Here is a 20,222-nt window from a genome sequence, read left to right on the forward strand (position 1 = left end):
GCCCGGCCCGCCCCATCGGAAGGAACACGGACCATGACGGACAACGTCCTGCGCGTCGGAATCGGCGGCCCCGTCGGATCGGGCAAGACCGCCCTCATCGAGGCCCTCGTCCCCGTCCTCATCGGCCAGGGCCGCACGCCCGCCGTGATCACCAACGACATCTACACCCAGGAGGACGCCCAGCACATCCGCCGCACCCTGGCGGGCGTGCTGGACGGCGACCGGGTGGTCGGCGTGGAGACGGGCGCCTGCCCGCACACCGCCGTGCGCGACGACCCGACGATGAACCTGGCGGCCGGCGCCGAGATGCTGGAGCGCTGCCCCGACGTGGACGTCCTGCTCTACGAGAGCGGCGGCGACAACCTGACGCTCACCTTCAGCCCCGCCCTCGTCGACGTCTTCGTCTTCGTCCTGGACACCGCCGAGGGCGAGAAGATGCCGCGCAAGCGGGGCCCCGGCATCACCGACTCCGACCTGCTGGTCATCAACAAGATCGACATCGCCCCGTACGTGCGGACCGACATCGGCGTCATGGAGTCCGACGCCCACCGGGTGCGCGGCGACGGCCCGGTGGTGCTCACCGACTGCCTGACCGGCACGGGCGTCGACGAGGTCGCCGCCTTCCTCGCCTCGCGGCGCAAGGTCCTGATCTGAGATGCCCGCCGTCCGCGACCGGCTCGCGCCGGAGTTCTACGAGCCCGCCCGGCTGCCGCCGGAACTGGCGGCCCACGCCGCCGCGCCGGAGACGCTCGGGCCGGGCTCGCCCGCCAAGGTCGGCATCCTCGACCTGGCGTTCGCGCGGCGCGGGGACCGGACGGAGCTGGTCGAGCGGTACCAGAAGGCGCCGCTGGAGATCATGCGCCCGCTGCACGTCGACCCGTCGCTGCCCGGCATGGCCGTCACCTATGTGATGGCCACCGGCGGGGGCGTCGCCCAGGCCGACCGCTACCGCCAGGATCTGCGCTGCGGCCCGGGCACCGAGGCGCTGTTCACCACCCAGGCGGCGACCAAGGTCTACCGGATGGAGCAGGACTACGCGACGCAGCTCGTGCGGCTCTCCGCCGACGAGGGCGCCTACGTGGAGTACCTGCCCGATCCGCTGATCCCGTTCGCGGGCGCCCGCTTCCACCAGAGCGCCGTGGTCACCGTGCACGAGGACGCCACGGTGGTGTACGGCGAGACGGTCACCGCGGGGCGGATCGCGCGGGGCGAGCGGCACGCGTACACCGTCCTCGGCGGCGACCTGGAGTTCCGCCGTCCCGACGGCACCCTCCTGGCCGCCGACACCCTGCGGCTGCGCCCCGGGGGGCGCGGCGGGGTGGACGGGCCGGGGGTCTTCGCCGGGCACGACCACGTCGCCTCCCTCTTCGTGGTGAGCGGCCGGTGCCCCGCCGCCGCGATCGCCGACGCCCTGCACGCGTCCCTGGACGGCCACGAAGTGCTCCACGGGGCGAGCGTGCTCCCGGGGGAGTGCGGGGCCTGGGTGCGGGTGCTCGCCCACGAGGAGCCCGCCGTCACCGCCGCCGTCCGCGCCGCCTGGGACGCCGTGCGCCGTCTGCTCACCGGCCACCCCGCCCCCGACCTGCGCAAACCGTAGGAGGCACCGCCGTGATCACCGCACCCGCCCCCATGCCGCCCGCCTACGACTCCGGCGACACCGCCTGGATGCTGGCCGCGGCGGCCATGGTGCTGCTGATGACCCCCGCCCTGGCCTTCTTCTACGGCGGCATGGTGCGCACCAAGCACATCCTGGTGATGCTCAAGATGAGCTTCGCCTCGCTCTGCTTCGTCAGCATCCTCTGGTACGTCGTCGGGTACTCGCTCGCCTTCGGCCCGGACGCCGGGGGCCTCGGGCTGATCGGCACCCTGGACCACGCCTTCCTGCGCGGCATCGGCCCGACCACCCTGACGGGCTCCATCCCCACCTATGTGTACGCCACCTTCCAGATGGGCTTCGCCATCGTCACGGTCGCGCTGATCAGCGGCTCCATCGCGGGCCGGGCGACCATGCGGGGGTGGCTGGTCTTCTCCGCGCTCTGGCTGCTGGTCGTGTACGTGCCCCTCGCCCACTGGGTCTTCGACACGGAGCACGGCTGGATCACCGCCCGGCTGGGCGCGCTGGACTTCGCCGGGGGCCTGCCGGTGGAGCTGAACTCGGGCATCGCCGGGCTGGCCGCCGCGCTGGTCGTGCGGGGGCCGGCGGACTTCCGGCGCCAGGAGCCGCGGCCCAACAACATCCCCCTGGTCATGATCGGCGTGGCGCTGCTCTGGTTCGGCTGGCTGGCCTTCAACGCGGGCTCCGCGGTCCGCGACACCGGGACCGCCGCGACGGCCTTCATCAACACCCAGCTCGGCGCGGCCGGGGCGATGGTGACCTGGCCGCTGGTGGAGTACTGGCGCACCCGCAGGGTCACGATGATGGGCGTCGGCTCGGCGGCGGTGGCCGGCATGGTCGCCATCACCCCCGCCTGCGGCGAGATCGATCCGACCGGCGCGCTGGTGACCGGGCTGGTCGCCGGGTTCGTCTGCGCCTTCGCCGTCACCCTCAAGTACCGGATCGACGTGGACGACACCCTCGACGTGGTCGGGGTGCACGGCGCCGGGGGGCTGACCGGCCTGATCATGGTCGGCCTGTTCGCCACGGCCCAGGTGAGCGGCAAGAAGGGGCTGTTCTACGGGGGCGGCGGGACGCTCCTCTGGAAGCAGGTCGTGGCCGTCCTCGCGGTGGCGGCGTTCTCCTTCGTGCTCACCTGGCTGCTGGCCAAGGCGGTGGACCTGACGGTGGGGTTCCAGGACCGGGAGGCGTACGCGGCGGTGCCGGGCGAGGACGAGGAACGGGCCTACGACTTCCGCGCCGCGGCCCGGCTGGACGCCCTGGCGTCCGGCGGCCACGCCGACCGGGAGGTCCTCGCCGAGATCCAGCGCCTCCTCAAGGACCACCGGGACGTGTGAGGGGCCGGAGGCCCGCACCGTCCGCTCACCGGGCCGGGCCGGGGCGCCGGGGACGAGGACGGGCGGGGGAGAGGCGGGGCGCGGAGGCCGCCGGGGAGGCCGCCGGGAAGGTGCGGCCGGGGGCGGATTCCGGTCCGCCGGGCCCGCACCACGCGATCCCGTCGCCTTGGGCTACCGGTAACAGGCAGGGTTGTCTATATGGCTTCTCTGTTCGATGGTCCGGGGCGTGGATGAAGATCCCTGGTCGAGGCCGACGGGGGCCTGATTTCGGTCAACCATCAACGATTGCGGTGAGTGTTCCGTATCCCACTCTGCCCATTAAAACAGGCAGAGTTGTATGCTCTCTGGTGTCGCCGGTGCCCACGCCTGCGGCACCTCATGTTGCGGCGGGAGCGGGCGGGAGCGGATCTGATGCAGATGCGGGCCGAACGGACGCGTCGGTCCCTCGTACGGGCCGCGGCCGAGCTGATCGCGGACGGGGGCCCGGCCGACGCGGGGCTGGTCAGCGTCTGCCGCCGGGCGGGGGTGAGCCGGGGTGCCCTCTACCACCACTACTCCTCGCTCGGGGAGCTGACGGCCGAGGTCTACGGACAGGCCCGCGGCCGGCTCGTCGAGCTGATGGACGAGGCGTTCGCGGGCCCGGCCGCCGACGCCCCCGAGCGCTTCCTCGTCGCCCTCGGCGGGGCGCTGCGCGCCGAGACGGTGGTGCGGGCGGGGGTGCGGCTGGCGGCGGACGGCTCCGCGGGCCCGCCGCTGCTGCGCGACGAACTCCCCGCCCTGGTGCGGGAGAGGGCGACCCGGGCCCGCTGGGAGGGCGGACCGCCGGAGCCCGGCACGGCCGATCTGGTGCTCGCCGTGGCCGCCGGGATCGAGTCGCTCGGCCACGCCGACCCCCGCTGGTGGGACCGGACGACCCTGCAACGGCTCAGCGGCCTGCTGCGCCCCCTGACGGCACCGGTGGGGGAGGGGCGGTGCTGAGGCGGGGCCCGGCTCCCGCGGGCGGCCGGGTCAGGGGGCGGCGGCGGGAGCGGGCGGCGCGGCCTCCGGGGCGGCGGGCGCCGGGACGACGCGCAGCCGGCCGATCAGCCCGGGGGTGGCCAGGCCCGGGAGCGTGAAGCGCCAGAACGCGGTGACGCGCTCGGGCAGGTCCGCGCGGTTGGTGTACACCTGCGACACGATCTGGAGCCCGGTGAAGGCGCCGATGATCAGCGAGGTGGCCTCCCGCACATCGACGCCGGGAAGGATCTCGCCCTGGTCCTGGGCCTGCCGCAGCAGGCCGAGGATGGCGGTGCCGGACTGCTCGTAGGCGGTCTGGCGGGGCGCGTCGAACGACGTCTGCTCTATGGTCAGGCGCACGCTGGCGCGCAGCACCGGGTCGACCTGGAGGCGCCGGGAGAACTCCAGCGTCAGGTCGATCACGGCCTGGAGCTTCACCGGCTGGTCGGGCACCTCCAGGGCCTCGGCGTGCGCGTCGACCAGGGCCATCGCGATGGCCTTCTTCGACGGGAAGTGGTGGTACATCGAGCCCCGGGTGAGACCGGTGCGGGCGAGGATCTCGTTGGTGCTCGCGGCGTCGTAACCGCGTTCGTCGAAGACCTGGGCGGCAGCCTCCAGGATGCTCCGTCTCGACCTCCTGCCGCGTTCCTGCTGCGTCATCCCGCTCCCCTACCCTGTATGAACAGACTTGTCTGTATCTTAGAGGACGGCGGACCGGGCCGTCCGTCCCGCGCCCGCGCGCCGGGTGCCGCGCGGCGCCGGAGGGGGCGGGCTCCGGTGCGGGCATCGCGCCCCCCGTGTCCACCGCCCGCCCTTCCCCGGCAGGCCGCTCCTCCCGTGGCCGCTCCTCCCGTGCCCGGCGCCGCCCCCCCGACCCGGCAGCCTCCCCCTCGGGCCCACCACCCGTCCGAGCGGGGCCGTTGCGGCCCCTGCCGTCCTCCACCTCGTCCGGCCCCGCCCGGGCGCGGTGCTCCCGGTCCGTGTCCCCGCCCGACGCCCCCCGCCCGAGGGGGAGTCGGGAGCGCTTCCGCCCGACCGGCGCGGGCGGCGGGCCCGTTCACCCGCGCCGCCGCCGTCGCGCCCCGCCGCCGCCCGGGCACGTGCGCGGCCCGGCGGGAGGCCGCCCCCGCCGCCCGCCGCCCGCGCCCCCGCTCCCTCCCGCGCCCCCTCCGTCCCCCCGCCCGGGCGCCGTGCGGGCGAGGGGGGCGTTGACAGACGGGGGCGCACGGCAGAGACTCGCCCCAGAAAAGTGAAGGAATTTTCACCAGGCGAACACATGCCCGCCGCGCCGCAGCCCCAGTGCCGTGCGCCGCCGGCGCGCCGTGCCCTCGCCGCATCCGCACCGACCGAAGGGAACGACCGATGCGCACCACCGTCGGGATCATCGGGGCCGGCCCCGCCGGACTGCTGCTCGCCCGGCTGCTGCACAACGCCGGGATCGACTCGGTCGTCCTGGAGAGCCGCGACCGCGCCTACGTCGAGCAGCGCCAGCGCGCCGGAATCCTGGAGCAGGGCACCGTCGACGTCCTGCGCGCCGCCGGAGCGGGCGCGCGGATGGACCGCGAGGGCCTGCGCCACGACGGCGTCGAGCTGCGCTTCGACCGCCGCCGCCACCGCGTCGACTTCCCCGCGCTCACCGGCGGCCGGTCCGTGATGGTCTACGCCCAGACCGAGGTCTGCAAGGACCTCATCGCCCTGCACGCCGAGGACGGCGCCCCGCTCCTCTTCGAGGCGGAGGCCCTCGCGGTGGAGGGCGCCACCACCGACCGCCCCCGCGTCCGCTTCCGCCACCAGGGCACCGAGGACGTCCTGGAGTGCGACCACGTCGTCGGCTGCGACGGCTCCTGGGGCGTGGCCCGCAAGGCCGTCCCGGACTCCCTCGGCCGCGGCTTCGAGCGCGTCTACCCCTACTCCTGGCTCGGCATCCTCGCCGACGCCGCCCCCTCCCACGACGAGCTGGTCTACGCCCGGCACGACCGCGGCTTCGCCCTGCTCTCCATGCGCTCGCCGTCCGTCTCCCGCCTCTACCTCCAGGTCCCGGCCGGGACCGACGCCGGGGCGTGGAGCGACGAGGAGATCTGGGACGAACTCGACCGCCGCCTGGAGACCGACGACGGCTGGACCCTGCGGCGCGGCCCGATCACCCAGAAGTCGGTGACGCCGATGCGCTCGGCCGTCCACGAGCCGATGCGCCACGGCCGGCTCTTCCTCGCCGGCGACGCCGCCCACATCGTGCCGCCCACCGGCGCCAAGGGGCTGAACCTCGCCGTCGGCGACGTCGTCACCCTCGCCCGCGCCCTCACCCACCGCCGCGACACCGGCTCGGAGGCCCTCCTGGACGCCTATTCCGCCACCTGTCTGCGCCGCGTCTGGCAGGCCGAGCGGTTCTCCTACGACATGACGACGATGCTGCACCGCGACCCCGGTGCCACTCCCTTCGAGGACCGGCTCCAGGTGGCGCGGCTGGACCGGATCTCCCAGTCGCGGGCCGCCGCCACGGACCTCGCGGAGGGCTACACCGGCTTCCCGCTGGACGCGGGACCGGTCCCGCCGGGCCCGGCGGCGCGCGCACCCCGCCCGTGAGGAGTGTCACCGCTCCGCGTAGCGTGTTCCGTCAAAGGGCGAGGGAAAGATCCTCCCCAGGCAGTAGGGTCAATCCTTTGCCGTTCTATTACTCTTGAGCCCAAGGCTGCGCCGTGTGGCCATGGAGGAGTGAAATGAGGAGCAGAAACCCGGTCTTCTCGCGACGGGGGTTCAGCCGCGACAACGGCTACGCGGGCTTCAACGCCGCGCCGCAGGCCGGGGGCCCCGCAGTCGCCACCCAGGGCAACCCGTACGCGCAGCCGTCCGGCAACCCCTACGCGCAGAACCCGTACGCCACGCAGGACCCGCAGTACGGCGTGCAGCCGCAGGCGCCCGCCGTCGCCGACCGGATGACGATGGACGACGTCGTCATCCGCACCGGCAGCACCCTCGGCCTGCTGGTCGTCACCGCCGCCCTGTCCTGGGCCCTGCTGCCGGTCGACGACGCCAACATCGGGCGTTCCTACGGCATCGCCATCGGCGCCGCGCTGATCGGCATGGTGCTGGCGTTCGTCCAGTCCTTCAAGCGCAAGGCCTCGCCCGCGCTGATCCTGTCGTACGCGGCGTTCGAGGGCGTGTTCCTCGGCGTGGTGTCCAGCGTCGTCGACAACCGCATCGCCAGCGGCGCGGCCATGCAGGCCGTGATCGGCACGATGGCGGTCTTCGTCGGTGTGCTGATCGCCTACAAGGCGGGCTGGATCCGCGTCAACCGCCGCTTCTACGGCTTCGTGATGGCGGCGGCGCTCGGCTTCGTCCTCCTGATGATGGTGAACATGCTGTTCGCCGTCTTCGGCGGCGGCGACGGCCTCGGCTTCCGCAGCGGGACCCTCGGCATCGTCTTCGGCATCGTCGGCATCCTGCTCGGCGCCTGCTTCCTCGCCCTGGACTTCAAGCAGGTCGAGGACGGCATCGCCTACGGGGCCCCGCGCGAGGAGTCCTGGCTCGCCGCTTTCGGCCTCACGCTGACCCTGGTCTGGATCTACATGGAGTTCCTGCGGCTCATCTCGATCCTCAACAGCAGCGACTGACCCGGCGCGAGCGCCGGCGGCCGTCGCCGCAGCACAGGAAGGGCCCCGGGCACCCGCCCGGGGCCCTTCCCGTCGTTCCGGGCCCCCGCGCCGCCACGTGCCCCGTCGCGCACCGGGAGCACCCGCCCGGCGCCGCCCGGCGGGCCCGCCGGGCGGACGGGGGACGCGACGCCGGGGCGCCCGGGGGCGGACGGGGGGACGCGACGCCGGGTCCTAGCGCTCCCGCGCGGGCGCCGCGAGGGCGTCCAGCAGCCGGTCCACCGGCAGCCCCGGCAGGGTCCGCCCGCCGAAGCCGGTGGTCGTGGACGCCGCGAGCAGCGAGTTGAGCACCGCCTCCTCGACCGCGTCGAGCACCCCGTCGAACAGCGGCCCCAGCTCCGCGTCGGCCACGGCGGCGCCGCCCCTGCCCGGCGGCACCGTCCCGAGGGCGACGGCGTAGTCGCCGCTGCCGTGGCCGTACGCCGCGCCCGTGCGGGCCAGGGCGAACACGGCGCGCCGGGCCAGCCGGGTGAGCTGCCGGGCGTCCAGCGGGGCGTCGGTGGCCACCACGATCACGCAGGAGCCGGTCTCCGCCGCCCCCGCGCCCACCCCGTCCGCGAGCCCCAGGGAGCCCGGGGTGAGGCGGCGGCCGAGCACCCGCAGCGTGCCGCCGAAGTTCGCCTGCGTCAGCACCCCCACCGTGTGCCGCGCCCCGCCCGGGGCCGCGACGCGCGAGGCGGTGCCGATGCCCGCCTTGAACCCCAGCGCGCCGGTCCCGGTGCCCGCGCCCACGCTCCCCTCGGCCACCGGACCGCCGCGCGCCCCGTCCAGCGCGGCCCGCACGTGCTCCCCGCGCACCGGCCGGGACCGGATGTCGGAGAGGAAGCCGTCGTTGCACTCGCCCACGACCGGGTTGAGGCTGCGCACCTCGGCGCAGCCGGGCCGCCCGAGCATCCAGCCGACGAGCGCGTCGGCCACCCGGAAGGCGGACAGCGTCGAGGTGAGCAGCACCGGCGTCTCCAGGGTGCCCAGTTCGGCGAGCTGGGTGGTGCCGATGAGCTTGCCGTGGCCGTTGCCGGTGAACACCCCCGCGGGCAGCGGGGCGTGCGGCCCGACCGCGCCGGGCACCACGGCGGTCACCCCGCTGTGCACGTCGGGCGGGCGGCGGACGGTGGTGTGCCCGACCAGGACGCCGGGCACGTCGGTGATGGCGTCCAGGGGGCCGGCGGGGAGGTCCCCGGAGACGAGGCCGAGCTCGCGGGCCCGGGGCCGGGCGGCGCCTTCGGGGGCGGGGGCGGTGAGGGGGTCCATGCGGCGGGAGGCTACGCGCCCGCCGGGGGCGGCGGGGAGCGCCCGGCCGGTGTGCCCGGGGCCTTGCGGCACCTTCGGACACCTTCCGGGGCCGCGCCGTTGGCGGCGCTCCCCGGCGGGCGCGTACGCTCGCGCCGTGCTTGATACGACGCCGTTGACCCGTGCCGTGGAGGACTTCGCCGACCGCCTGCGGGCCGCGCCGCAGAGCCGGCTGCAACGCGGGGCCGCCGCGGAGGCGCTGGAGCTGGCCAGGGAACTGGCCCGGCGCGCCCAGCGGCTGGAGGAGCCGGGGACCGAGCCCCGGGTGATGCCGGACGCGGGGATGTTCGCCGCCGCCGACCAGATCGCGGTCGCCGCGAACGACCTGGCCGCAGTCCTGACGGAGCCGGGCCAGGTGGAGGAGGCGGTGGGCCTGGTGGAGGAGGCCCGCGGACGGGCCGGGGTGTGAGCCCGGCGGCCGGGGAGTCCGGCGCCGGGGGCGGACCGGCGGGCGGGGCGGCGGCGCCGAGGGGGCGCGGCGGATTCCGCCGGGCCCGCGGTGGCGGGGGCGCGCGCCGGTTACAGCGAGGCGATGACCCGGTCGGCGAGGATGTACACGTTCTCCTCGCCGCAGGAGAAGGTCAGGGTGTAGGCGCCGGAGACGCCCGAGCCGCCGAGCAGGCGCGGGGTCTCGCCCCCGGCCAGGGCGGCGGCCAGGCGCTCCGCGGTCTCGCGGTGGCCGGGCGTCATGCACAGGGTGGTGCCGTCGGCGAAGACGTAGACGTCGAGGGTGCCCAGCGGGCCCGGCCGCACATCGGCCAGCGCGACGCGGGAGGCGGCCAGCTCCTCCAGGGCGGCGACGGTGCGCTCGTGGTCGGCCACGGCGGGCGACGGGTTGGGCACGAAGTCGGGGTGCGAGGGGTGGCGGCGGCGGGCGGCGGCCAGTTCGGCGGATTCCGCGGCGCCCTCCTCGGCGTCGGCGACCGGGTCGGCCAGCGGCTCCACCACCGGCTCCAGACCGGCGAAGTCGGCCTGGCGGGGCAGGAACAGCTCGCTGTCGGAGAGCCCGAGCAGCAGCGGGGTGTCGGAGGCGTCACGGGACTCCTGGGCGGCCCAGAAGGCCCGCGCCTCGGCGAGTTCCCGCTCGCGCTCCTCGGCGAGTGCCTCGGCGACGGCGGCGCGTATCTCGTCGGCGTCGGCCGTCGTCCGGGCGGCCGGGACGAGGCCCCGCGCGGCGGCGGCACGGCTCTCGGTCAGCTCGGTGTGCAGGGCCGCGACCTGGCGGCGCAGCACCAGGACGGTGCGCAGGACGGCGACGCCCACGGCGCCGGTGGCGGCCGTGGTGAGCAGCAGGGCGATGGGCATGGCGCTCACTGACAACTCCCGGTTCAAGGTCGATCCCCGACTTCCTACCTCAGCTTGAAGGGTGGACTAACCGTCTGTCAGTGCGTAACGTCACGAAACGGACAGGACTTTGGGCCCCCGGGGGCCTGCTCGACCCCTCTGACCTGCGAGGATTCCCCGCAGAGAGAGGTAGGTCACATCCTGAGGGAGATTGAGTCACAAAACGGCCCAGAACCCTGGGTATTCCGGGGTTCCGGGCCGTCGGGTCACACCGGGTGCCGTCGGGGTCACTGACGGTTCCTCAGCGGGTGGTCCCGGGTCAGCTCAGCCGCTCGACGACCATGGCCATGCCCTGGCCGCCGCCGACGCACATGGTCTCCAGGCCGAACTGCTTGTCGTGCCACTGGAGGGAGTTGATCAGCGTGCCGGTGATGCGGGCGCCGGTCATGCCGAAGGGGTGGCCGACGGCGATGGCGCCGCCGTTGACGTTCAGCTTCTCCAGCGGGACGCCGAGGTCGCGGTAGGAGGGGATGACCTGTGCGGCGAACGCCTCGTTGATCTCGACGAGGTCGATGTCGTCGATGGTGAGCCCGGCGCGGGAGAGCGCCTGCCGGCTGGCCTCGACGGGGCCCAGGCCCATGATCTCGGGGGAGAGCGCGGAGACGCCGGTGGAGACGATCCGGGCGAGCGGCGTCAGGCCCAGCTCGCGGGCCTTGGTGTCGCTCATGACGACGAGGGCGGCGGCGCCGTCGTTGAGCGGGCAGCAGTTCCCGGCGGTGACCAGGCCGTCGGGGCGGAAGACCGGCTTGAGCCCCCGGACGCCCTCCATGGTGACCCCCGGGCGCGGTCCGTCGTCCCTGGCGACCACGGTGCCGTCGGGGAGGGTGACCGGGGTGATCTCGCGCTCCCAGAAGCCGTTCGCGACGGCCTCCTCCGCGAGGTTCTGGGAGCGGACGCCGAACTCGTCCATCTCCTGGCGGCTGATGCCCCGCAGCCGGGCCAGGTTCTCGGCGGTCTGGCCCATCGCGATGTAGGGGTCGGGGGCCAGTCCGTCCTCGCGCGGGTCGTGCCAGGTGGCGCCCTCCCGCGCGGCCGTCCCGGCGGTGCGCGCCTCGGCCTCGGCGAACAGCGGGTTGTGGGTGTCCGGCAGGCTGTCGGAGTTCCCCTTGGCGAACCGGGAGACCATCTCGACCCCGGCCGAGACGAAGACGTCGCCCTCGCCGGCCCGGATGGCGTGCAGGGCCATGCGGGAGGTCTGGAGGGAGGAGGAGCAGTACCGGGTGACGGTGCAGCCCGGGAGGTGGTCCATGCCCATCCGGACGGCGACGATCCGGGCGAGGTTGTTGCCCTGCTCGCCGCCGGGCAGCCCGCAGCCGAGCATCAGGTCGTCGATGTCCCGGGGGTCCAGTCCGGGGACCCGCGCGAGCGCCGCCTCGATGACGGTGGCGGTCAGGTCGTCGGCGCGCAGGTCCTTCAGGGAGCCCTTGAACGCGCGGCCGATGGGGGAGCGGGCGGCAGAGACGATCACGGCTTCGGGCATCACGGCTCCAGTGGCGGGACGGTGCGGGCGGGACGGTCCGGACGGGGGTACGGGCCGGGCTGGTGCGGGCGGACGGTGGCGGCGGGATCGGAGGGGGCTGCCTGGGAAGTTACCGCTCCGTAGCGGCCGGGTCACGGGGGACGGGATGTGAGATGGGCCCCATGTGGCCAAGCGCTTGCTCGGCAGCGTACGCCGTGGCCACGGACGCTGCCACGGGGGCGGAGCGCCCCTGCCCCCGGCCCGCCCCGGCCCTCGGGGGCACCGGCGGAAGCGGCCGGGCCAGGGGCCGCCCGCACCCCGCCACCCCGCCGCACGCCGGGCCGTCCGCGCCTGCCGCCGCCGCCGCTGCCGCTGCCCGCGCCTGCCGCTGCTGCCGCCCGGGCCGGCCGGGGCCCGGTCCGGGCCCCGGCTCCGCCGGGCCCGCCCGGCCTCCGGCCCGGCGCCGCCCCGCCGCCTATCCCGTCGTCCGCTCCGAGGGCTCCGGCTCCGCCTCGGCGACCCGGCGCCTGCGGCGCCGCTTGAGCAGGGCCCAGGCGCCCCAGGGCCCCCGCGGGCCCGTCGGGAGCGCGGCGGCGACCTCCGTGCCGGCCTCGTCCGCGGCCTCCGCCGCGGCCCGCGCCACCGGCAGGAACCCCTCGCGGCGGGCGGCGTCCGGCCGCTCCTCCTCCGCGGGCCACAGCCCGAGCGCCGCGCAGACCGACGGCAGCACCGCCATCGCCGCCGTCGCGTACCCCTCGGCCGAGGGGTGGTAGTTGTCGGGGCCGAACAGCTCCCGCGGGTTCTGCGCGAACTCGGGCCCCAGCAGGTCGCCCAGCGACACCGTGCGCCCGCCCTGCTCCACCGCGCCGATGGTCTGCGCCGCCGCGAGCTGCCGCGAGGCGCGCCGGGCCAGCCAGCGCAGCGGCTGCCGCACCGGCTCGATGGTGCCCAGGTCCGGGCAGGTGCCCACGACGACCTCCGCGCCCGCCGTGCGCAGCCGCCGTACCGCCGCCGACAGGTACCGGACCGAGCGGGTGGCCGGCATCCGGTGGGTGACGTCGTTGGCGCCGATCATGACGACGCAGATGTCGGGGGCCTCGGCCGGGTCGGCCAGCACCAGCGCCACCTGGCGGTCCAGGTCGTCCGAGCGGGCCCCCGGCAGCGCCACCGAGCGCAGCCGCACCGGCCGCTCCGCCACCGCCGCCAGCCCCGCCGCCAGCAGGGCCCCCGGGGTCTGCCCGGCCCGGTGCACGCCCTGCCCCGCGGCCGTGGAGTCGCCCAGCATCACCAGCCGCAGCGGTGTCCCGCCCGCCGTGGCCAGGGGGCCGCCGTACAGGCCCTCCGCGTTCGGCATCCGCTCGGGCGGGCCGCCGCCCACCGCCCGGCGGGCGAGCTGCACCTCGGCCAGCAGCAGCCCGGCCGCCGCGGCACCGGCGAGCCCGATCCCCCCGCCGCCGTACGCCGCGCCGGCCGCGATGCGCCGGGCCACCCTGGCCCTCGACATGCTGGTCATACGTCGCCACCACCTCCGTCAGGCCGTACACCCACTGCTTGCCCCGTACGGACGGTTGCCCAATCCCACCGGTGGGTGAACGGAGGGGACAGGACATCGGCCGGTCGGCAGGCCATAGGGTGGCGGGACCCAGACGACCCCATCCTTCGCGGCCCCCGGAGACCACGTGCACTTCCACGACTCGATGATCAGCCTCGTCGGCGACACCCCGCTGGTACGGCTCAACAGCGTGACCCAGGGCATCAGGGCCACCGTCCTGGCCAAGGTCGAGTACTTCAACCCGGGCGGCTCGGTCAAGGACCGCATCGCCCTGCGCATGATCGAGGCCGCCGAGCGGAGCGGCGAGCTGCGGCCGGGCGGCACCATCGTGGAGCCGACCAGCGGCAACACCGGGGTGGGGCTGGCCATCGTGGCCCAGCAGAAGGGCTACAAGTGCGTCTTCGTCTGCCCGGACAAGGTGTCCACGGACAAGATCAACGTGCTGCGGGCGTACGGCGCCGAGGTCGTCGTCTGCCCCACCGCCGTCGACCCTGAGCACCCGGACTCGTACTACAACGTCTCCGACCGGCTGGTGCGCGAGACGCCGGGCGCGTGGAAGCCGGACCAGTACTCGAACCCGAACAACCCGCTCTCGCACTACCACTCGACCGGGCCCGAGCTGTGGCAGCAGACCGAGGGCCGGATCACCCACTTCGTGGCGGGCGTCGGCACCGGCGGCACCATCTCCGGCACCGGCCGCTATCTGAAGGACGCCAGCGACGGCCGGGTCCGGGTGATCGGCGCCGACCCGGAGGGCTCGGTCTACTCCGGCGGCTCGGGGCGCCCCTACCTGGTCGAGGGCGTCGGTGAGGACTTCTGGCCGACCGCCTACGACCGGGGCGTCGCCGACGGGATCGTCGCCGTCTCCGACAAGGACTCCTTCCAGATGACCCGCCGCCTCGCCAAGGAGGAGGGGCTCCTGGTCGGCGGCTCCTGCGGGATGGCCGTGGTGGCGGCGCTGGAGGTGGCGAAGCCGCTCGGCGAGGACGACGTGGTGGTGGTCCTGCTCCCGGACAGCGGGCGCGGCTACCTCAGCAAGATCTTCAACGACGAGTGGATGGCGGACTACGGCTTCCTGGAGGACACCGGTCCCAGCGCCCGCGTCGCGGACGTCCTGGACGACAAGGCGGGCGGCTCCATCCCGTCCCTCGTCCACATGCACCCGGACGAGACCGTCGGCCAGGCGATCGAGGTGCTGCGCGAGTACGGCGTCTCGCAGATGCCGATCGTCAAGCCCGGCGCCGGCCACCCGGACGTGATGGCCGCCGAGGTCGTCGGCTCGGTGGTGGAACGGGAGCTGCTGGACGCCCTGTTCACCCGGCGCGCCTCGCTGGAGGACCCGCTGGAGAAGCACATGTCGGCCCCGCTGCCGCAGGTCGGCTCCGGTGAGCCGGTCGCGGACCTGATGACGGTGCTCGGCGCGGCCGACGCGGCCATCGTCCTCGTCGAGGGCAAGCCGACCGGTGTGGTGAGCCGCCAGGACCTGCTGGCGTTCCTCGCCAAGGGCACCGGATGAGGTGACCCCGGCCCGGGGCGGCGGACCGGCCCCGCGGGGAGGCTCCGCCGCCTCGCGCGGCGCCCTCGCGCGGGACCTGCGCCCCTGGGCGGGACCTGCGCCCCCGCGCCGGACCGGAGCACCGGGCACGGTCCGCCGCCCCCGCGGAAGCGGAACGCGCGCGACACGTGGCCGCGGTACCGGCGTCACACGGCTGCGCGAGAGTGGAACGCGTCGGCGCCACGGACCTGCCGGAGCGGCTCCCGGACCTCCACGAGCGCCGAGGGCGCCGTGCCCGGCCGCCGGCCGGGTCCGGACGTCCCCCGCGGGGCCCCGCCGCCGTCCCGCCCCCCGGAGACGGGGGTGCGCGGCGGTCCCCGCGCGGTCTCAGTCCTTCCAGCCGCCCTCGTCGCCCCCGGAGCGCCGGGCGCGGTCGAAGAGGCCCGGGTGGGTGCGGGCGGCCTGGACGATGTTGACGCCGACGATGCCCGCCCAGGCGACCAGCAGCCCGGGGAGCCGTCCGACGCCGCCGCCGATCGCGGACAGCGGTACCGCCAGGACCAGCGAGACGATGCCGAAGCCGAAGCGCTCGCCGAAGGAGTCCGTGGACCGGGGCGAGCGGGACTCCCGCGCCGCCGTCATCCGCTCCTCCGCGAGCACCCGCCGCACCCGGCGCTCGACCGCGCCGTCGATCCGCCGGTCGATCTTCTCCAGGAACGACTCCACCAGCGCCGCGTCGTACTCCTCGCCCAGGTCCCTGCGGGCCCGCAGGGTCGCGTCGAGTTCCTTCTTCAGGTCAGGGTCCCGCCCGTCCGTTGCCGTCACGCTGTCACCGTAGGCGACGGACCCGGCGGGGACACTGGGGTTACCCCCCGGCTCCGGCCGGGGGCGGACGGGAGGCCCGGCGCGACGGGGCGCGGAGCGGGGGCGCCCGCCGGGGACGGTGTTCCCGGCCGGGGCGGCTGGACGGCCCCGCCCCGGGCATTCACCGTTCCCTTTCCCCCGTGCGGTTCGCCGTCCGGCCCCGGGGTTTCCGGTCCCACCTTTCGGGGTTGACCGGTCCAGGACAGTCCGCTTTCGGTTGTTGCCACCCTTGATAGGGCTCCCTAACGTAGTTGACCGTGTCGGTTTCCGAAAAACGGCGGGCAGTCGCCACCGCCGCCGCTAAGACGACGCGAGGGAGTGGGCATGGTCAGTTCTCTCATTCAACGGGATGAGCGGTTCCTGACGATCCTGGACCGGCTGAGCAGCAAATCGGTCGAGGAGTACTACAACCCGTACAAGCTCTTCGAATGGCCGGACACCCTGCCGGAGGACATGTGGTGGATGAGTCCCGAACTCACCACCACCCACGGGACACCGGCGGCCGAACGGCTCGGCCCGGAGCGGCTCCACGCGCTCTCGCGCCAGGAGAGCATCAACTTCTACAGCCTCAATGTGCACGGTATCCGCGAACTGCTCATCGAGGTGACCCGGCGCATCCACACGGCGGGTTTCGAGACCCCTTCGGAGTTCTTCCACCACTTCATCGGTGAGGAGAACGAGCACATGTGGTTCTTCGCGGAATTCTGCCTCCGCTACGGCGGGAAGATATACCGTCAGCCCGGCGGGGTCGCCGCCGACATTCCCCGGTCCCCCGTCGAGAGCCTGCTGGTCTTCGCCCGCATCCTCATATTCGAGGAACTGGTCGACCACTTCAACTCCCGGATGGCCCTCGACGACCGGCTGCACGACACCATCCGGGCCATCAACCGCATCCACCACCAGGACGAGTCCCGGCACATCGCCTTCGGCCGGGAACTGGTCGCCGTGCTCCACGCCGACGTCCGGAGGAACGCCGGCGAGCGGGAGCTGGACGACATCTCGGACTACCTGAAGCGGTACATGACCTTCAGCTTCGAGTCGCTCTACAACCCGCAGGTCTACCGCGACGCGGGCATCGAGAAGCCGCAGGAGCTGCGCCGGGAACTGCTCACGGGCCCCGCCCGTGCCGAGTTCGAGGCATCCGTCTTCCGCAAGACCGCCAAGTACCTGCGGAAGACCGGGATCATCCGGTGAGCCCGGCCCCGCACCGCACCGGGGAGTTCACCCGGGGCCGGGACGGCACCGCCGGGGACGCGCTGGTGATCCTGCCGCCCGGGCCGACCGCCCTGCTGCGCGCCCTGGACCGGGTCTTCGCCGGATGGGGCACCGCCGCCGGGGCCGACGAGATCATGCCGCCGCCCCTCTACCCGGTGTCCGACCTGGAGAAGTTCGACGTCTACGCGAACTTCCCGCACCTCGCCCTGGCCGCCGCCCCGCTCGACCTCGAACAGGGCGCCGGCAAGCCCGAGGCGGGCCGCTTCCTGCCCGGCGACCTCCGGGGCGCCCGGCTCGGCCTGCCCCACGCCACCTGCTACGGCGCCTACCTGTACTACGAGGACACCCGGCTGCCCGGCGACACCCTCGTGACGCTGGTCAACCGCTGCTTCCGGCACGAGGACCACTACGACGGACTGCGGCGGCTGCTGAGCTTCCAGATGCGGGAGATCGTGGCGCTCGGCTCGTTCGAGCACACCCAGCGGGTGGTGACCCGGTTCGCGGAGGTCATCGCTGACTTCGCCGGGGCCCTCGGCCTGCCCCTGGACAAGCTGGCGGCCACCGACCCGTTCTTCGAGGCGGACGGGGCACGGGCGCTGCTGGCGAGGCTCAGCCCGGTCAAGTACGAGTTCCAGTCCGACGGCCTGGCCATCGCCTCCGTCAACACCCACCGCAACTTCTTCGGCGAGCGGTGCGGCATCCGCCTGGCGCCGGACGGCGGGCACGCCTTCACGAGCTGTGTCGCCTTCGGGCTGGAACGCTGGGTCGCGGTGCTGCTCGACCACCACGGCCGGGACGCCGCGCGCGCCCTGGACGCCGTGGAGCGGGCCGCCGGACAGGTCTCCTGACGTGGACGCGGGGCGGGTCGGCATCGACCTGGTCCCCTACGGCAGGGTCCGCGAACTGCTGGCCGCCGACGGGCGGACGGCCCTGACCCGGATGCTGTCCGCCGAGGAACAGCGGCTCCTGCGCACCGGGCGGGAGCCGGACGTCCCCGGCATCGCCGGCCGGCTGGCCGCCAAGGAGGCCGTCTTCAAGCTGTTCCGGACGGCCGGGCAGACCCTGCCCTGGCAGGACATCGAGATCCTCCGGGAGGAGGGCGGCTGGCCCGTGGTGCGGCTGCGCGGACGCGCCGCCCGCCTCGCCGCCGAGTCCCTGGTCGGCGCCATCGCGGTGAGCATCGCGCACGACGACCCCTGCGCCATCGCGATCGCCTACTCCGGCGCCTGACGGCCGCCCCGCCCCGGGCGCGCCCCACCGCACCGCCGCACGGCCCCTCCGCGCACCGCCGCACGGCCCCCGCGCACCGCCGCACCGCACCGTCCCCACCCCGACAGGCCCACCCGAGCGAGGAGTTGGACATGGCTTCGGCAGGAATCGAAGACGTACGCGCGTGGATACTCGGCCGCCATCCGGACCGCGCGTCCGTGTCGGACGACGAGAACCTCATAGAGAACCGGCTCGTCGACTCGCTGTCCTTCGTCGAGCTCGTCTACACGATCGAGGGCGCGAGCGGCGCGGAGATCGACTTCGACGCCATCGACATCCAGGACTTCCAGACCCTCTCGGCCATCGAGAAGGCGTTCTTCGCGACCGTCTGACCCAGGAGGGAGCACACCATGGAAGCCGTTTCCTACACGGCCCAGTGGACCGCGGCCGCCCGGGCCGTGGAGTCCGAGCGCGACGGCGACGCGCTGTTCACCGACCCCTACGCCCGGGACCTCGCCGCCCCCCGCGGCTTCGAACTGCTCGCGCGCTACGGCGGCGGAGGGCTGCTGCCCTTCATCGCGATCCGGACCAAGTACGTCGACGACGCCGTCGGGGACGTGCTGCGGGAGACCGGCGCCGACCAGATCGTCCTCGTCGCCGCCGGCATGGACACCCGCGCGTTCCGGCTCGCCTGGCCCGACGGCGCCACCGTGTACGAGGTCGACCACGCCGCGCTCATCGACGAGAAGCGCGAACGGCTGCGGCGGCTGGGCGCCGAGGCCCGCGCCGACCGCCGCGAGGTGCGGGCCGACCTGGCCGGGGACTGGCTCCCCGCGCTGGCCGCCGCGGGCTTCGACGCCTCCCGGCCCACCGTGTGGATCACCGAGGGGCTGCTGTTCTTCCTCACCGAGGACCAGGCCGCCGGACTGCTGCGCACCCTCGGCTCGGTCTCCGCGCCCGGCAGCCGCCTCGTGGTCGACTTCGTGAGCCGGGCCCTGCTGCGCAGCCCCTTCTCGCAGAGCTTCCTGCGGGGACTGCGCGAGGACGGCACGCCCTGGCGGTTCGGCACCGACGAACCCGAGCGGTTCCTCGCCGGGACCGGCTGGAAGACGCACGAGGTGCGCGAGCCCGGCGAACCCGGCGCGGGCGAGGGCCGCTGGCCCTACCAGGTGCAGCCGCGCGAGCGGCGCGGCGCCTCCCGGAGCTGGCTGGTGCGCGCCGAGTACGTCGGGGAGTGAGGCCGGCATGCCGACCGCCACCACCCTGGAACGCGTCGAGTCCTTCCTCCCCGACCGCAGCGTCCGCATCGACGACGTCGCGGACCGCCTCGGGCTCCGGCGCCCGGAGATCGGCGTCTTCCGCCGGATCTACGGCCTCGACCGGCTCCGCTTCGACCCGGACGGCGGGCTGTTCGACCTGGTCCTGCCCGCCGCCCGCAGGGCGCTCAAGGCGCTGCCCGAGGGACGCCGCGTCCGCTACGTCGTCTACGCGCACACCGTGCAGACCGTCACCCCGCCGCACATCGACGCCGCCCAGGTGATCCGCCAGGACCTGGGCCTGCACGACGCCGAGGCGTTCGCCCTCAGCCAGCAGGCGTGCGTCAGCAGCCTCGGCGCGATCGACCTGGCCGGGGAACTGCTGCGGGCCGAGGCCCCGGAGGGCGCCTACGCCCTCATGGTCACCGGTGAGCGGGCCTACTCCCCGAAGGTCCAGCTCATCCCCAACAGCGCCATCATGGCCGACGCCGCGGCGGCCTGCCTGGTCACCGTGGGCGGCCCCGGGGACGAGGTGCGGTCCTTCACCACCCGCACCCTGGGGGAGTTCGCCGCCGGGCTGGAGATGACCCGCGAGCAGATCCAGCGGTTCGGGCAGGTCTACGGCACCGTGCTCGGCGAGGTCATCCACGAGGCGGTCGCCGCCGCCGGACTGGACTTCGACGCCATCGACCTCGTCGTGCCGCACAACGTGAACACGGTGTCCTGGCGGCAGACCATCAAGGCCATGGGCGCGGACCCCGCGAAGTTCTTCCTGGACAACATCCCGCGCTACAGCCACACCTACGCCTCGGACGTGTTCGTCAACTACACGACGCTGCGCGAGAACGGCCGCCTGGTGGACGGCGGGCACTACGTCCTGGTCTCCGTGGGCCTGGGCGCCACCTTCGGCGCCATGGTCGTCACCCACAGGGCGCGGTGA

Annotated in this window: 20 protein-coding genes; 14 read left to right on the forward strand and 6 right to left on the reverse strand. The window is 74.5% G+C overall.

Annotated elements, in window-relative coordinates; translation table 11 throughout:
- Positions 1-33 precede the first annotated feature (33 nt).
- From ureG to ACZ7LB_RS27640, 4 genes are all read left to right on the forward strand, one after another.
- The gene (gene ureG / locus ACZ7LB_RS27625; protein ID WP_471471932.1) at positions 34-654 is read left to right on the forward strand and encodes an urease accessory protein UreG; all 621 of its coding nucleotides are present in this window, start codon (positions 34-36) and stop codon (positions 652-654) included.
- A 1-nt stretch (position 655) separates the two neighbouring features.
- Positions 656-1,597 carry an urease accessory protein UreD gene (locus ACZ7LB_RS27630; RefSeq protein WP_471471933.1) on the forward strand — a complete coding sequence of 314 codons (942 nt, stop codon included), beginning with the start codon at positions 656-658 and terminating at the stop codon, positions 1,595-1,597.
- An 11-nt stretch (positions 1,598-1,608) separates the two neighbouring features.
- Positions 1,609-2,952 (forward strand): ammonium transporter, encoded by a 1,344-nt coding sequence (locus ACZ7LB_RS27635; protein ID WP_471471934.1) that lies wholly within the window; start codon positions 1,609-1,611, stop codon positions 2,950-2,952.
- Between the two features lie 411 nt (positions 2,953-3,363).
- Complete coding sequence (locus tag ACZ7LB_RS27640) at positions 3,364-3,930, forward strand: TetR family transcriptional regulator (RefSeq protein ID WP_471471935.1); 567 nt, start codon at positions 3,364-3,366, stop codon at positions 3,928-3,930.
- Between the two features lie 30 nt (positions 3,931-3,960).
- Here ACZ7LB_RS27640 and ACZ7LB_RS27645 read toward each other — a convergent pair whose 3' ends face one another.
- Complete coding sequence (locus ACZ7LB_RS27645; protein ID WP_471471936.1) at positions 3,961-4,608, reverse strand: ScbR family autoregulator-binding transcription factor; 648 nt, start codon at positions 4,606-4,608, stop codon at positions 3,961-3,963.
- A 702-nt stretch (positions 4,609-5,310) separates the two neighbouring features.
- Between ACZ7LB_RS27645 and ACZ7LB_RS27650 the strand changes: the two genes are divergently transcribed.
- Both ACZ7LB_RS27650 and ACZ7LB_RS27655 read left to right on the forward strand, forming a co-directional pair.
- Entirely contained in the window at positions 5,311-6,531 is a 1,221-nt protein-coding gene (locus tag ACZ7LB_RS27650) for a 4-hydroxybenzoate 3-monooxygenase (protein WP_471471937.1), read from the forward strand.
- Between the two features lie 134 nt (positions 6,532-6,665).
- Positions 6,666-7,559 carry a Bax inhibitor-1/YccA family protein gene (locus ACZ7LB_RS27655; protein ID WP_471471938.1) on the forward strand — a complete coding sequence of 298 codons (894 nt, stop codon included), beginning with the start codon at positions 6,666-6,668 and terminating at the stop codon, positions 7,557-7,559.
- 213 nt (positions 7,560-7,772) lie between these two features.
- Here the strand turns inward: ACZ7LB_RS27655 and ACZ7LB_RS27660 are convergent, their stop codons facing one another.
- Complete coding sequence (locus ACZ7LB_RS27660) at positions 7,773-8,849, reverse strand: P1 family peptidase (RefSeq protein WP_471471939.1); 1,077 nt, start codon at positions 8,847-8,849, stop codon at positions 7,773-7,775.
- A 136-nt stretch (positions 8,850-8,985) separates the two neighbouring features.
- On the opposite strand from ACZ7LB_RS27660, the gene ACZ7LB_RS27665 reads away from it, so the two are divergent.
- Positions 8,986-9,297 (forward strand): hypothetical protein, encoded by a 312-nt coding sequence (locus ACZ7LB_RS27665; protein WP_345943329.1) that lies wholly within the window; start codon positions 8,986-8,988, stop codon positions 9,295-9,297.
- A 110-nt stretch (positions 9,298-9,407) separates the two neighbouring features.
- Here the strand turns inward: ACZ7LB_RS27665 and ACZ7LB_RS27670 are convergent, their stop codons facing one another.
- The 3 genes from ACZ7LB_RS27670 to ACZ7LB_RS27680 form a co-directional block, all read right to left on the reverse strand.
- Complete coding sequence (locus ACZ7LB_RS27670) at positions 9,408-10,202, reverse strand: hypothetical protein (protein ID WP_471471940.1); 795 nt, start codon at positions 10,200-10,202, stop codon at positions 9,408-9,410.
- A gap of 289 nt (positions 10,203-10,491) precedes the next feature.
- Entirely contained in the window at positions 10,492-11,712 is a 1,221-nt protein-coding gene (locus ACZ7LB_RS27675) for an acetyl-CoA C-acetyltransferase (RefSeq protein WP_471471941.1), read from the reverse strand.
- A gap of 454 nt (positions 11,713-12,166) precedes the next feature.
- Complete coding sequence (locus ACZ7LB_RS27680) at positions 12,167-13,204, reverse strand: SGNH/GDSL hydrolase family protein (protein WP_471471942.1); 1,038 nt, start codon at positions 13,202-13,204, stop codon at positions 12,167-12,169.
- Positions 13,205-13,370: 166 nt separating this feature from the next.
- Here ACZ7LB_RS27680 and ACZ7LB_RS27685 point away from each other — a divergent pair, with 166 nt between their 5' ends.
- Positions 13,371-14,759 carry a cystathionine beta-synthase gene (locus tag ACZ7LB_RS27685; RefSeq protein WP_471471943.1) on the forward strand — a complete coding sequence of 463 codons (1,389 nt, stop codon included), beginning with the start codon at positions 13,371-13,373 and terminating at the stop codon, positions 14,757-14,759.
- A gap of 366 nt (positions 14,760-15,125) precedes the next feature.
- On the opposite strand, the gene ACZ7LB_RS27690 is transcribed toward ACZ7LB_RS27685, so the two are convergent.
- Entirely contained in the window at positions 15,126-15,563 is a 438-nt protein-coding gene (locus ACZ7LB_RS27690; RefSeq protein ID WP_471471944.1) for a hypothetical protein, read from the reverse strand.
- A 363-nt stretch (positions 15,564-15,926) separates the two neighbouring features.
- Here ACZ7LB_RS27690 and ACZ7LB_RS27695 point away from each other — a divergent pair, with 363 nt between their 5' ends.
- The 6 genes from ACZ7LB_RS27695 to ACZ7LB_RS27720 all read left to right on the forward strand — a co-directional run bounded on the left by ACZ7LB_RS27695 (position 15,927) and on the right by ACZ7LB_RS27720 (position 20,222).
- Entirely contained in the window at positions 15,927-16,796 is an 870-nt protein-coding gene (locus ACZ7LB_RS27695) for a diiron oxygenase (RefSeq protein WP_471471945.1), read from the forward strand.
- Positions 16,793-17,665: a class-II aminoacyl-tRNA synthetase family protein gene (locus tag ACZ7LB_RS27700; protein WP_471471946.1), complete on the forward strand. Its 873-nt coding sequence runs from the start codon at positions 16,793-16,795 to the stop codon at positions 17,663-17,665. The genes ACZ7LB_RS27695 and ACZ7LB_RS27700 overlap by 4 nt, the downstream gene beginning before the upstream one ends.
- A gap of 1 nt (position 17,666) precedes the next feature.
- Complete coding sequence (locus tag ACZ7LB_RS27705; RefSeq protein ID WP_471471947.1) at positions 17,667-18,047, forward strand: holo-ACP synthase; 381 nt, start codon at positions 17,667-17,669, stop codon at positions 18,045-18,047.
- A gap of 131 nt (positions 18,048-18,178) precedes the next feature.
- Entirely contained in the window at positions 18,179-18,418 is a 240-nt protein-coding gene (locus tag ACZ7LB_RS27710; protein ID WP_471471948.1) for an acyl carrier protein, read from the forward strand.
- An 18-nt stretch (positions 18,419-18,436) separates the two neighbouring features.
- Entirely contained in the window at positions 18,437-19,264 is an 828-nt protein-coding gene (locus ACZ7LB_RS27715; protein ID WP_471471949.1) for a class I SAM-dependent methyltransferase, read from the forward strand.
- Between the two features lie 7 nt (positions 19,265-19,271).
- Complete coding sequence (locus ACZ7LB_RS27720; protein ID WP_471471950.1) at positions 19,272-20,222, forward strand: 3-oxoacyl-[acyl-carrier-protein] synthase III C-terminal domain-containing protein; 951 nt, start codon at positions 19,272-19,274, stop codon at positions 20,220-20,222.

Source organism: Streptomyces sp. NPDC107521, assembly GCF_055598485.1.

Bases quoted from the DNA above. Each gene is read 5' to 3' on its own strand.
- ureG (WP_471471932.1), top strand. From the start codon at position 34: ATGACGGACAACGTCCTGCGCGTCGGAATCGGCGGCCCCGTCGGATCG.
- ACZ7LB_RS27630 (WP_471471933.1), top strand. From the start codon at position 656: ATGCCCGCCGTCCGCGACCGGCTCGCGCCGGAGTTCTACGAGCCCGCC.
- ACZ7LB_RS27640 (WP_471471935.1), top strand. From the start codon at position 3,364: ATGCAGATGCGGGCCGAACGGACGCGTCGGTCCCTCGTACGGGCCGCG.
- ACZ7LB_RS27645 (WP_471471936.1), bottom strand. From the start codon at position 4,608: ATGACGCAGCAGGAACGCGGCAGGAGGTCGAGACGGAGCATCCTGGAG.
- ACZ7LB_RS27650 (WP_471471937.1), top strand. From the start codon at position 5,311: ATGCGCACCACCGTCGGGATCATCGGGGCCGGCCCCGCCGGACTGCTG.
- ACZ7LB_RS27655 (WP_471471938.1), top strand. From the start codon at position 6,666: ATGAGGAGCAGAAACCCGGTCTTCTCGCGACGGGGGTTCAGCCGCGAC.
- ACZ7LB_RS27660 (WP_471471939.1), bottom strand. From the start codon at position 8,849: ATGGACCCCCTCACCGCCCCCGCCCCCGAAGGCGCCGCCCGGCCCCGG.
- ACZ7LB_RS27675 (WP_471471941.1), bottom strand. From the start codon at position 11,712: ATGCCCGAAGCCGTGATCGTCTCTGCCGCCCGCTCCCCCATCGGCCGC.
- ACZ7LB_RS27680 (WP_471471942.1), bottom strand. From the start codon at position 13,204: ATGACCAGCATGTCGAGGGCCAGGGTGGCCCGGCGCATCGCGGCCGGC.
- ACZ7LB_RS27695 (WP_471471945.1), top strand. From the start codon at position 15,927: ATGGTCAGTTCTCTCATTCAACGGGATGAGCGGTTCCTGACGATCCTG.
- ACZ7LB_RS27710 (WP_471471948.1), top strand. From the start codon at position 18,179: ATGGCTTCGGCAGGAATCGAAGACGTACGCGCGTGGATACTCGGCCGC.
- ACZ7LB_RS27715 (WP_471471949.1), top strand. From the start codon at position 18,437: ATGGAAGCCGTTTCCTACACGGCCCAGTGGACCGCGGCCGCCCGGGCC.
- ACZ7LB_RS27720 (WP_471471950.1), top strand. From the start codon at position 19,272: ATGCCGACCGCCACCACCCTGGAACGCGTCGAGTCCTTCCTCCCCGAC.